The 13072-nt window shown below is 52.4% G+C and carries 8 protein-coding genes and 1 pseudogene; 7 read left to right on the top strand and 2 right to left on the bottom strand.

Annotated features, from left to right (window positions below; all coding sequences use genetic code 11):
- Window positions 1-194: 194 nt before the first annotated feature.
- A complete protein-coding gene (locus DBV39_RS14380; RefSeq protein ID WP_108622120.1) occupies window positions 195-602 on the bottom strand; it encodes a helix-turn-helix domain-containing protein in 408 nt (135 codons plus the stop codon).
- A gap of 1038 nt (window positions 603-1640) precedes the next feature.
- Here DBV39_RS14380 and DBV39_RS14370 point away from each other — a divergent pair.
- The 7 genes from DBV39_RS14370 (at window position 1641) to DBV39_RS19560 (ending at window position 10409) form a co-directional block, all read left to right on the top strand.
- A complete protein-coding gene (locus DBV39_RS14370) occupies window positions 1641-1958 on the top strand; it encodes a GIY-YIG nuclease family protein (protein WP_108622118.1) in 318 nt (105 codons plus the stop codon).
- Between the two features lie 220 nt (window positions 1959-2178).
- Window positions 2179-3903, top strand: coding sequence for a class I SAM-dependent DNA methyltransferase (locus DBV39_RS14365; protein WP_108622117.1), 1725 nt, complete (start codon window positions 2179-2181; stop codon window positions 3901-3903).
- Window positions 3893-4873, top strand: coding sequence for a restriction endonuclease subunit S (locus tag DBV39_RS14360; protein ID WP_108622116.1), 981 nt, complete (start codon window positions 3893-3895; stop codon window positions 4871-4873). Before DBV39_RS14365 ends, DBV39_RS14360 begins: the two co-directional genes overlap by 11 nt.
- Before the next feature lie 110 nt (window positions 4874-4983).
- Window positions 4984-5367, top strand: a complete 384-nt coding sequence (locus tag DBV39_RS14355; protein ID WP_108622115.1) for a restriction endonuclease subunit S domain-containing protein — start codon at window positions 4984-4986, stop codon at window positions 5365-5367.
- Window positions 5360-6538, top strand: coding sequence for a DUF4268 domain-containing protein (locus tag DBV39_RS14350; RefSeq protein ID WP_108622114.1), 1179 nt, complete (start codon window positions 5360-5362; stop codon window positions 6536-6538). Before DBV39_RS14355 ends, DBV39_RS14350 begins: the two co-directional genes overlap by 8 nt.
- 32 nt (window positions 6539-6570) lie before the next feature.
- Window positions 6571-9705 carry a type I restriction endonuclease subunit R gene (locus tag DBV39_RS14345; protein WP_108622113.1) on the top strand — a complete coding sequence of 1045 codons (3135 nt, stop codon included), beginning with the start codon at window positions 6571-6573 and terminating at the stop codon, window positions 9703-9705.
- A gap of 38 nt (window positions 9706-9743) precedes the next feature.
- Window positions 9744-10409: a hypothetical protein gene (locus DBV39_RS19560; RefSeq protein ID WP_159078963.1), complete on the top strand. Its 666-nt coding sequence runs from the start codon at window positions 9744-9746 to the stop codon at window positions 10407-10409.
- A gap of 208 nt (window positions 10410-10617) precedes the next feature.
- Here DBV39_RS19560 and gyrB read toward each other — a convergent pair.
- A pseudogene (gyrB, locus tag DBV39_RS14340) lies at window positions 10618-13067 on the bottom strand (DNA topoisomerase (ATP-hydrolyzing) subunit B).
- Between the last annotated feature and the right edge of the window lie 5 nt (window positions 13068-13072).

Genomic DNA, 13072 nt, shown 5'->3' with positions numbered 1-13072 from the left:
GTGAACCCCTCGCGGGTATCAAAAGCCACGATCGATCGTCTGAAAATGGGGATAAGGCCTTGACGCCTCTGGAGAAGAATTCGATACTGCAGGTGTCAAATCACAGTATCTCTTCCCTTTGAGCGGCGGGCCTGCCTGACTCGCTTGTCTCTTTTAGGTCATCAACTTCTCCTCTTTGATCTGTCCTGTCTTCCCTAGCGTTCGCGGGCACACGCGAAGTGCGCGTGTTGCTCGTGATCGCTAGCCGTAGACATGGGTAAGGAAAGTGCAATCTGAATCAGCGCAATTTGCTGTTCAGAAAGGTTGCCCAGTTGCGGTTCAAGAGCCCGGATGAGCGCGTATTCTTCCTGTGGTGCGTTTGCGGGCAATACGATCTGACGGCGTGACAAGCGCAAAGCGTCATTGAGCTCGGATCTCTCGGCAGGTGTCAGTTTGAGACCCCGAACCAGCCGGGACAGGAAATCATGACGGGGCGGGCCCTTCACGCTGCGTTCGAGCGCAGACAAATAGCTCTGCTCATACCCAAGCAGATCAGCCACGTCCTTTTGCTTCAAACCTCGACGCTGACGCACGGTTCTCAAAAACTGCGCGAAGGGGCTCATGACATGCCTAACGCCAGACAGTCATCATGCCAACCCGGGTCCCGAGTCTTGCTCGGGCTTCGCCTGCCAAATCCTGACCATCATGCCGACTCCTCAACCACTCTTTGGTCGATCAGATTACATCGGAATGGCAAGGCTAGTCAACATTTTATTTAATAAAATCAATATGTTATGAGAATCATACTGATGATTCAAATGTAATTTTCTGGAAATTAATTGTGCGAAATGTCCGTGCCCTTCCAATTCCAATTGTTTTGGTCGTATGGAAGCACTCCGATACTGCAGCCCCGAAAACTATTCGATGCAAAAGTCATAGCAGCCGCATCACAACGACGCCTCTAGCCAGTTGGAAATAGTGAATTTGGGGTGTACCAAGATGCTCCGGGGCATGCTGGTCTCCAGCACCATGGGTGTACTCGAGGGGTGTTTTCCCTTGGGCAAATTATTTGCTAAACATTAATGAGTTCGCTAAGGCACGGAAAGGGTATGGCAATTGAAGTGTTGTGCGTGTAGATGGTTTTATTGTCGTTACTGGCAGGCGCTTTAGGGGCTGTGTCGTTCAGTGACGTTCCAATGATATCCAGCGCCGGCATGTCCTACCATATAGAGAGATCCTGGTGGTTTGTGACCTACTGGCTGTCTGGTGGAGTGGTAACTACTTTGCTCTGGTACGTACTGAACGGAATCGGCACCATGATCAGATAGGCAGAGATATCTTCAAGTTCAGGCTCTCGTGGCAAAGTTGGATCATCAGATTTGCGTGAAAAATACACAGACACGGACAGTCTCAGTTAAGCTCAAAAGGATTATTGGAGACCAAGCAATGCTCCTTTGCTGGCCATCTGGAGCGTGATCGCATTCATTGTGGTGATCGTCATGATCGTTGGTCGTTGATACCGTGGTCCAAGAGTAGTCCTGAGCCATTGCGCTTGAGCGCTCCTGATCTGGGGTCGATATCCAATACTGTTGTCATTTCGTAGTCCCGCTTTTCTGCGTGCCAGCCACGACCCTATCCTTTTGTCCAAACAACGGATTGACATGTCCTTCTTCCAGCACGTGGTCTACAAGATCACCTTCCCGAACGGCAAGATCTATGTCGGTATGGACATCGGAAATCCCGGGCACTCCATCCGTTATTTCGGAAGCTGGGACCGGGACCTTGTCAGCAGAGACTTCACCCGAGAGCAGCTCGCGGATTTCACGCTGCGCAAGCAGATCCTGTTTGAATCCAACGACAAGGCTGAGATTGCCCGCATGGAAAGTCATTTCATTCGTGAGCTGCGAAGCAATGAGCCTGCCATTGGTTACAACCAGACTCACCGGGGCCAACCGATACCTGAGCCAAAGGATCAATGATCATGCCACCAGCCCACTCAGGACGGGCGTGAAGAGACGGCAGCCTTCCCCCTGGGCGTAGAAGTACGGTAACCTGCAATTTCTTTAGGCGTGCGGTGCCATCGCGTTGCTGCGACAGGTTTCGTCGCAACCGGATGGCACCCTTGGCCGCGTCGACGCCTGTCAATGGCGCGATCTTTGCGGTCGGCTCACCCCCCTATACACGGACTCTCGACGAGACATGTCAGACACAAGCCAAACAGAACAACAATTCCTCAAACAGCTGGATGACAAGCTCTGGGCTTCGGCCAACAAGCTGCGCTCAAATCTCGATGCCGCGAACTACAAACACATCGTCCTCGGTCTGATCTTTCTGAAGTACGTCTCAGACGCGTTTGAGCAACGGCAGGAACAGCTTGTCGAGCTCTTTCAGACGGATAACGACGACAACATTTACTACCTCTCACGCGACGACTACGACAGCGAGGCGGAGTACCAGCAAGCGATTCTGGATGAACTGGAGGTGCTGGACTACTACCGGGAAGCCAACGTCTTCTGGGTACCCAAAGCCGCGCGCTGGAGCACGCTCAAGGAGAAAGCGGTTTTGCCCATCGGATCCGTGATCTGGCAGGACGCGGCTGGGAATGATGTGAAGCTGCGCTCGGTGTCCTGGCTGATCGACAATGCCCTTGAAGAAATCGAAAACAACAACCCCAGACTCAAGGGGATCCTGAACCGGATCAGTCAGTACCAACTCGACAACGACAAGCTCCTGGGTCTGATCAACACCTTTTCTGACACGTCCTTCACCAAGCCCGTCTTCAATGGCGAAAAGCTCAACTTAAAGAGCAAGGACATTCTGGGTCACGTTTACGAGTACTTTCTGGGCGAGTTTGCGCTGGCCGAAGGCAAGCAAGGCGGTCAGTACTACACCCCCAAGAGCATCGTGACGCTCATTGTGGAGATGCTTGAACCCTACTCTGGCCGTGTGTATGACCCGGCCATGGGCTCTGGGGGATTTTTCGTCTCCAGCGACAAGTTCATTGAACAACATGCGGGTGAGCAGCACTACGACGCCTCCGAACAGAGAAAGCGCATCTCGGTCTACGGCCAGGAATCCAACCCCACCACCTGGAAGCTCGCTGCCATGAACATGGCCATCCGGGGAATCGACTTCAACTTTGGCAAAAAGAACGCCGATACCTTTCTGGATGATCAGCACCCGGACTTGCGGGCCGATTTTGTGATGGCCAACCCGCCCTTCAACATCAAGGACTGGTGGAGTGAGTCGCTGGCTGAAGACGCGCGATGGAAGTACGGAACACCACCCAAGGGCAATGCAAACTTTGCATGGGTTCAGCACATGCTGCACCACTTGGCTCCAACTGGCAGCATGGCCATCTTGCTCGCCAATGGTTCCATGAGTTCCAACACCAACAACGAAGGTGAGATCCGCAAGCGTCTGATCGAAGAGGATCTGGTGGAATGCATGGTGGCCTTACCCGGGCAACTGTTCACCAACACGCAGATCCCGGCCTGCATCTGGTTCCTGACCAAAGACAAAGCCAACGGGATGGTCCACAATGAAAAGAAGCGTGACCGCCGCAAGGAATTCCTGTTCATTGACGCTCGCAACCTTGGATTCATGCGCGACCGTGTCTTGCGCGACTTCACCAACGAGGACATCGCCAAGGTTGCCGACACATTTCACGCCTGGCAACGTGGTCAGAGCTATGAAGATGCCCCTGGCTTTTGCGCGTCTGTCACGCTCGATGACGTCAAGAAGCATGATTATGTGCTCACACCAGGTCGATACGTGGGCGCACCAGACCAGGAGGACGATGGTGAGCCGTTTGCTGACAAGATGGCCCGATTGACAACACAACTCTCGGAACAGTTCGCAGAGAGCGCCCGGCTGGAGGCAGAGATTAAGCGGAATCTTAGGGGGCTTGGGTATGACATCTAAGACGCGCTTATTTCATTTAGGAAATCTTACAGTTTGGTTTTCTGGAGGCACCCCTTCGAAAAAAAACACTGACTACTGGGACGGAGACATACCCTGGATAAGTGCCTCATCAATGGAAGGTGATTTATTTTCGAATTCCGAACTTAAAATCACAAAGCAAGGACTATTAGCCGGATCACGACTTGCTCCATCTGGCTCAATTTTACTTTTAGTCAGAGGAAGCACATTACACAAAAAGATTCCTCTCGGTATGGCCTCTTGTGACGTCGCCTTTAACCAAGACGTTAAAGCTATTCGGGTCAAACCGAACCTACTCAACGAAAAAGTCGTTGACGAACGCTTCTTGTATTACTGGCTAAAAGCTAACGAGCCAAAATTACTCGAGATGGTAGAACATACCGGAATCGGTGCTGGCAAGCTCGAAACCAAACGTCTTCAAGAAATGAAGGTAGAACTCCCGACTTGGGACGAGCAAAGACGCATTTTGGCGGTTGCTAGCGCGCTTGATCAGAGAATCCGAAACAACAACCAAATCAACCAAACCCTCGAATCGATGGCTCAGGCGATTTTCAAGAGCTGGTTCGTAGACTTTGATCCGGTTCGCGCCAAGATGGCTGCCCTCGAAGCCGGTGGGTCAGAGGAAGATGCCCTTCTCGCAGCAATGCAAGCCATCTCCGGAAAAGATCCCGAGCAGCTCGCTCAAATGGCCGAGGAGCAGCCCGAAGAGTACGCGGAGTTGAAAACGACTGCGGGGCTTTTTCCGTCGGCCATGCAAGACAGTGAGCTTGGGGAGATTCCGGAGGGGTGGTACCTAAGACCCTTTGGCTCCGTTTTACTCAAGACCATAGGGGAGATTGGGGCAAGGACTCACCTGATGAAGAACACACAGAGAAAGTCAAAATCGTTCGCGGAACAGACATACCAAACATCTACTCCGGTAATTACGGCACAGCACCAGTTCGCTATGTAAGTACGAAAAAGCTATTGCAGCGCCAACTACAGCCTAGCGATATCATTCTAGAAGTATCCGGGGGTAGCAAAGGCCAGCCAACCGGTCGATCGCTAATGATCACGAAACACATGTTTGATCAACTGGGCGTAGCAGAGCCAGCAAGTTTTTGTCGTCTCCTTCGACCGCAGAGCAATGACATCGGACTGATTCTCGGACTGCATCTGCAAAAAATTTATGCTGACGGTAAGACTTGGCTGTATCAAAACCAAAGCACTGGGATTAGTAACTTTCAGACAAAGGTCTTCCTTGAAAAAGAACTCGTAGTCATTCCCAACGAGGTAACAATGTCGTGCTTCTCATCGATAGTAATGCCACTAGTTGAGAAGATATCCAGCAACTCAAACACGAACCTAAATGCACTTCGCGACACCCTCCTCCCCAAACTCCTCTCAGGCGAACTGACGGTTTCAGATCTGCCTTCGATTGAGATACTGGAGACAGGCGATGTTTAAGATCGACGTCAGCCAGAACCGGATCATGCCGCTGGAGACAAAGCGCTTTATTGAGCTCGGATTCACTGAGCGCAAGCATTTGCAAGAATGGCTGGAGAACTGCCCACAGGCCCTGGCACAAGGCGATGGTGACGAGCTTCTCATCATCCAGAAAGAGTTTGACGGCTTTGATGACACTCGTGAGCGCCTGGACCTCCTGGCCATCGACAAGGAAGGCAACCTTGTCATCATTGAAAACAAGCTCGATGACTCCGGCCGGGATGTGGTCTGGCAGGCATTGAAGTATGCGGGCTATTGCGCCAACCTCAGCAAGACGCAGGTGGTGGAGATCTACCAGCGGTACTTGAACCAGAGAGCCCAGGTGTCCGGAGAGTCCGTCGGAAACGCCGCAGACAATCTGATCGAGTTCCTGGAGGTGGATGATCTGGATGCGGCCCAGATCAATCGGATCAAGACCCAGCGCTTGATCTTTGTTGCAGCACGCTACCGCAAGGAAGTGACCAATACGGTCTTGTGGCTCAGCCAGTTCGGAATCGCCTGCCAATGCTTCAAGGTCACGCCCTACCAGGCAGGCGGGGAGCTCTTTCTGAACGTGGAGCAAATCATCCCCACGCCCGAGTCCACCGACTTCATGGTCGGCATGGTGGCCAAGGAAGCCGAGGAGAAGAATGCCGACACAGAGCTCAAGCTCCGTCACAAGCTGCGCCTGGAGTTCTGGGAGCAAGCACTGGAGGCCTTCAGCCACAGTCAGTGCACGCTGTACACCAACATCAGTCCCGCCAAGGATCACTGGCTCAGTGCTGGCTCAGGTATTCGGGGCATGCCCTTTCAGCTGATCTTTGGAAAGGACGAGATCCGCGTGGGATTCAGTCTGCAAAGCGGTAGCGCCGAGGTCAACACCTTCGTCTATGACCGACTGTACGAGCAAAAGGCAGAGATTGAGTCGCAGTTTGGTCAGCCACTCGTTTGGCTGCCCCTACCCAACAAGAAAGCCTGCCGGGTTCAGTTCGAAAAGTCGGTTGACGGCTACGACAAGGGTAACTGGCCCGACATGATCAGCTGGATGGTGACTCATATGACAAGGCTAGAGTTCGCCCTACGCAAACCCCTTGATCAAATCAAGCGAGAGTTGCGGCAGACAGACTTCACCACAGAGCCTGTCGAGGAATGAAGGCGACCCGCGGCTAACAAGAGGATTGCGGCATGACCGAAGATCAACTGGAACAGCAATGCCTGCTGTGGTTCGCTGAAGGCGGATGGGATGTGGCCCATGGACCCGATCTTGCGCCAGATGGTCCCTCCCCTGAGCGCGTTGATTACCGACAGGTGCTGCTCTTGGGCGATCTCGAACACGCCATCAGCCGCATCAATCCCCATTTGCCTACCAGTGCTGTCGAGCAAGTCGTTGCTCGAGTACGAAAGCCTGAGAGCCTCGACACCGTTATCAATAACCGAGCCTTTCACCGTATGCTCCTCGATGGTGTGCCCATCGAGTACAAGCGCGATGACGAGTGGATCCATGATCGCGCGTTTCTGATCGACTTTGAATCAATCGAGACAAACCGGTTCCGCGCAATCAACCAGTTCACCCTTCAGGGCAGTCGACAGCCGCGAAGGCCCGATATCATCTGCTTCATCAATGGTCTGCCTTTGGCTGTCCTGGAGCTCAAAAGCCCTGGGGCAGAGAACGTCGATATCTGGGATGCCTTCAATCAGATCCAGACGTACAAGAGTGAGATCCCAGACCTCTTTGCGTACAACGAGGCACTGGTCGCAAGCGACGGATACACCGCCCGTGTCGGGTCCCTGACCGCTGATCGCGAGCGGTTCATGCCCTGGCGCACCCTCAAGCACGAGAATGACAAACCCCTGTTGTCCTGGGAGCTGGAAACCATGGTCAAGGGCTACTTTGATCGGGAACTGTTTCTGGACTACATCCGCTTTTTTGTGATCTTTGAGACCGAGTCTGATCGGCTGACCAAAAAGATTGCCGGCTATCACCAGTTCCACGCCGTGCGAGAAGCCGTCCGAGCCACCGTCCTGGCCGCCAAGATCCCCAAAGGGGGTCAACTCTCCTCAGATCGTCATTACGGCAGCAAGAAGGCGGGTGTCATCTGGCACACCCAGGGATCCGGCAAAAGCATCTCCATGTGCTGCTACGCGGGCAAGCTCCTGCAACAGCCCGAGATGAACAATCCGACGATTGTTGTTGTAACGGATCGCAATGATCTGGATGGGCAGCTGTTTGCTACCTTCACGGCCGCGAGAGACCTGCTCAAGCAAGATCCCGTGCAAGCCGATGATCGAGACACGTTGCGGCAATTGCTGGCTGAGCGCGAGTCCGGTGGCATCATTTTCACGACGGTCCAGAAGTTTGCCTTGCTGGACGATGAAGATGGACACCCCATCCTGAACGCGCGTCACAACATCGTGGTGATCTCGGACGAAGCCCACCGCAGTCAGTATGGCCTGAAAGCGACCTTAAAGAAGGACGGCAGCTACAAGTACGGGTACGCCAAACACATGCGCGATGCGCTGCCCAATGCCTCTTTCATTGGCTTTACCGGTACCCCGATCGCGTTTGAGGACAAGGACACCCGGGCAGTCTTTGGCGATTACGTTTCCGTCTACGACATCAAGGATGCGGTCGATGACGGGGCAACCGTGCCCATCTACTACGAGTCTCGTCTGGCCAAGCTTGATATCAACCAGGAGGCCATTGAGGAACTCTCTGCGCAGGTTGAGGAGGTGGTTGAGGACGAGGAAGACGTCAGCACCCGCGAAAGAACCAAAAGCCAGTGGAGCCGGCTGGAAAAACTTGTCGGAGCCGAACCACGCCTGAAGGAAGTTGCCAAGGATCTCGTCGAGCATTTTGACGCTCGCAACCAGGTCATTGAAGGCAAAGCGATGATCGTGGCCATGAGCCGGGAAATCTGCGTACACCTGTACAACGAGATTATTGCGCTGCGCCCAGAATGGCATGATGTCGACCCGGAGAAAGGCGCCATCAAGATCGTGATGACAGGGTCCGCATCGGACAAAGCCTTGTTGCAACCCCACGTGTATAACAAGGCCGTCAAAAAGCGCCTTGAGAAGCGCTTCAAGGATGTGAACGACCCGCTCAGACTCGTGATTGTGCGAGACATGTGGCTCACAGGCTTTGATGCGCCCTGTTGCCACACCATGTACGTCGACAAACCCATGAAAGGTCACGGGCTCATGCAGGCCGTGGCGCGTGTTAACCGGGTATTCAAGAACAAGCCCGGTGGACTGGTGGTGGACTACATCGGCATTGCCAATGAGCTCAAGCAGGCATTAAAGACCTACACCGAATCGAAGGGCAAGGGTGAGCCCACGCACGATGCTCACGAGGCGTATGCCGTGCTTCTGGAAAAGCTCGATGTCATCCATGGATTGTTCGCCAAAGGACCCGAGTCTGACGGTTTCGACTACAGCGACTATGAGGAAAACGCGAACCAGTTGCTGATCCCGACCGCAAACCATGTCCTGGGGCTCAAAGACGGGAAGAAGCGTTTCCTGGATGCAGTATTGGCCATGAACAAGGCCTACTCGCTATGCAACACCCTGGACGAGGCACGACAGCACCAGAAGGAGGTGGCATTTCTCTCTGCGGTCAAAGCGGCCATCACCAAACACACCAGCGTCGACAAGAAATTGACCGAGGACGAAAAGAACACCGTCCTGAAACAGATCCTGGACAATGCCTTGGTTGCGGAGGGTGTGTCGGACGTATTCGCATTGTGTGGGCTGGACAAACCCAACATCGGACTCCTGTCAGACGAGTTTCTCGAAGACGTGCGACAGATGCCGTACAAGAACTTTGCCGTGGAGCTACTGGAGAAGTTGCTCAAAGATGACATTCGCGCCAAAACGCGCAACAACGTGGTGCAGGAAAAGAAGTACGGCGATCGCTTGCAGGAAACCTTGCGCAAGTACAACAACCGAGGCATTGAAACGGCCCAGGTAATCGAAGAGCTCATTGCCATGGCGAAACAGTTCAAGGCAGATCTTGAGCGAGATGAAGCCTTGGGACTGAACCGCGATGAAATCGCCTTTTACGACGCGCTGGCCAACAATGAAAGTGCTGTCCGTGAGCTGGGTGACGCCACGCTAAAAAAGATTGCGATCGAACTGACTGAGAAGTTGCGTAAATCCACGACGGTTGACTGGCAAGTGCGAGAGAGTGTGCGAGCCCGATTACGCATTCTGGTCCGGCGAACGCTCCAGCGTCACAAATATCCACCCGATGGACAGGAGGATGCGATTGACATGGTGCTGGAACAGGCTGAGGCGCTATCAAATGCTTGGAGTAACTAAAAGCACCTTCCCTGTGATGGATAATGTAATTATCACCCATGAAAAAAGAGGGTTTCATGTGTAACGCCCATAATCATCCTCCGGGATGTACTTGTGGTTGGGGTGGAGCATCATATTCCAGTCTTGGACAGGGATATTCTCCAAAAATTTTTAAGGCTACCCCTCGTCTTGCCCCCCAGATTCCAAATTTCTCTGGTTTTGCCTCGAGCTATACAAAGCCGAATGCGCGGTGTCCGGTCTGTGGTGTCCCTGTATTTTTTTACGCTTCTGAGAATGGCGGCCGCGTATTTTTTGATTCACTCGGGCCTCCTTGGCCAAAACATCCTTGCACGGATCGAACTGGCTCAGCAATATTCTCAAATAATGTTATCGGTGCCACCCTGTCTCAAGTAAAGCATCAGCCCCCAGAACACTCAAACGAATGCTGGAAGGAAGTTTCATCATTCTTCTTCAGTGTAGATGAATACGAGGGTTACAGACACAAAATAGTAGCTGAGCTTGACGGTAGAAAGTATGCATTTTTTACCTACTTCAAAATTGAAGAGGGACAGCCAGATTTTTTGTTCGTGAGAGATTTGAAAAATGGTAAATACGTTTTCGAACTGATGTATTTCGGAAACAACTACCAGGAAGAAATCATGACCAAGAAATTGCTGGCCATATACGACAGCAGAGCAACTCGTTATATTAATATCGATCAGTGATCTGTTTTGAAACTCATTAAAATATTTGTTATTAATTAATCACTCCTAAGGATCTTGATGCAAAAAAAGACCACCCGAAGGTGGCCTATCTAAGATTAAACCGGAAAATCTAAACTACTCCGGATAAATCTAAGTTCTAATCGGATCCTACAACATCTCTGTTTGTGGGTCTATTTGGCTCATATTTTATATCTACCTACAACAACGCTTAAATGTCTATATTTGATGCATAAAGTGCATTACGTTCTATGAACGCGCGTCTTGGTTCGACATGATCCCCCATCAGCGTCGTGAAGATTTCGTCCGCAGCAATCGCGTCTTCAATCTGTACTTTCCAGAGTCGGCGGACGGTCGGATCCATCGTGGTTTCCCACAACTGTTCAGGATTCATCTCACCTAGACCCTTATATCGCTGCTTGGAAACACCGCGTTCGGCTTCCGAGCGCAGCCACTTCATCACCTGACCAAAATCCTCGACCGGTGATTCTCGACGCTTCTCTCCGTCACCTTTGTAGACAACACCACCCTCTCCGATCAGATCCCGGAAAGTCCGAGCCGCATTGACCAGGACCTCGTTGTCCGCGCCTATCAGAAAGTCTTCTGTTATGTGAGAAGCCTTGACGTTGCCATGATGTACACGCTCGATAGCGAGACGGCGCTTCTCTGTTACCTCGTCATACTCAGCCCGTACAGCCAATGCTTGAGGTGCAAGAGGATCCGTGAGTGCCTCCTGAAGTTGTTGCGCACTCTTGTTTGCCGCTTCCTCACTACTCAGATCAAGTCGGATACCGTTCATGATTGCCCACAGCGCCTCAGCGTCCATGTGACGAGCCAACCTGCCGACTACAGCCTCTGCTAGCGCATACTGGCGTGCCAGATGATCAAGTCCTTCACCAGCGATAGGTTCTGCATCCTTTCGAGGTGTAAGACCAGCGTCCTTGAGTGCCATCTGCAGCATGAACTGGGCTTCTTCGGCCTCGTCCTTAAGATAGCGCTCATCTTTGCCAACTTTTACTTTGTACAGAGGTGGCTGAGCAATGTAGATGTGACCTCCCTCTACAAGCTGCGGCATCTGGCGATAAAAGAGCGTCAGAAGTAGTGTACGAATGTGTGCACCGTCTACGTCCGCGTCAGTCATGATGATGATGCGGTGATATCGCAGTTTCTCGATATTGAAATCCGGCCCAATGCTGGTGCCAAGTGCCGTGATGAGCGTGGCGATCTGATCGCTGGCAATCAATCGATCAAAGCGGGCTTTCTCAACGTTGAGAACTTTGCCTCGCAGAGGCAGAATTGCCTGAAACTTGCGGTCGCGCCCTTGCTTGGCCGACCCACCAGCAGAGTCACCCTCGACGATATAGATTTCGCTAAGCGCTGGATCCTTTTCCTGACAGTCAGCAAGTTTGCCTGGCAGACCCGCTCCTTCGAGAACACTCTTTCGACGCGTCATTTCACGAGCTTTTCGAGCGGCCTCGCGTGCTCTAGCTGCCTCGACAACCTTGGCACATAACGCCTTTGCATCGGTTGGGTTCTCAAGCAACCAGCTTTCGAGCGTTCTAGCAACGGCCTCTTCAACAGCTGGACGCACCTCACTGGAGACCAGTTTGTCCTTTGTCTGGCTGCTGAACTTTGGTTCGGGAACCTTCACCGACAACACACATGACAAGCCTTCACGCATGTCGTCACCGGAGGTCTCAACCTTTGCTTTCTTGTTGATCTCGTTGTCGTGAATGTACTTGTTGATGATGCGCGTCATCGCAGCGCGCAGGCCTGTCAGGTGGGTACCACCATCGCGCTGAGGGATATTGTTGGTAAAGCAAAGCACTTGCTCGCTGTATCCGTCATTCCATTGCATTGCCACTTCAACACCGACAGAGACTCCCCCGGCATCTGACTCCGTGGAGACACTGAAGACATTCGGATGCAGAACTGTCTTGCTGCGATTGATGTATTGAACGAATCCCTGAACACCACCGGCAAACGCAAAGTTCTCTTCCTTATTGTGGCGTTGATCAACGAGACGGATCTTGACACCGTTGTTCAGGAAGGAGAGCTCACGCAAACGCTTGGACAGAATCTCGTAGTGATACTCGACGTTGTTGAAGATGTCCGTATCAGCCAGGAAATGGACTTCCGTTCCCTGTCTCGTCGTGTCTCCGATGACTTTCAGTGGCTCGAGTCGCTCACCACGACGAAATTCCATCTGATGAACTTTTCCATCACGTCGAATCGTCAGACGTAGCCAGGAGGAGAGTGCGTTAACGCAGGAAACACCTACGCCGTGCAGACCGCCAGACACTTTGTACGAGTTCTGATCGAACTTTCCACCAGCGTGCAATTCGGTCATCACGATTTCAGCAGCACTACGCTCAAACTCGTCATCCTTATGGATAGCAGTCGGAATTCCCCGACCATTATCTGTCACAGAGATGGAGTTGTCCGAGTGAATAGTGACCACGATGTCATCACAATAGCCCCCAACGCCTCATCAATCGCGTTGTCCACCACCTCGAAGACCATATGGTGCAGACCCGTTCCATCGGATGTGTCTCCAATGTACATGCCGGGACGCTTCCGCACAGCCTCAAGGCCCTTGAGCATCTTGATCGAATCGGCACCATATCCGGAGTTGGCTCCAGCGTTCTGAGTATCTGACATATTGA

It is taken from the genome of Orrella marina, assembly GCF_003058465.1.
Taxonomy (GTDB): Bacteria; Pseudomonadota; Gammaproteobacteria; order Burkholderiales; family Burkholderiaceae_B; genus Algicoccus; species Algicoccus marinus.
This window is presented reverse-complemented; position numbering and strand designations above follow the sequence as displayed.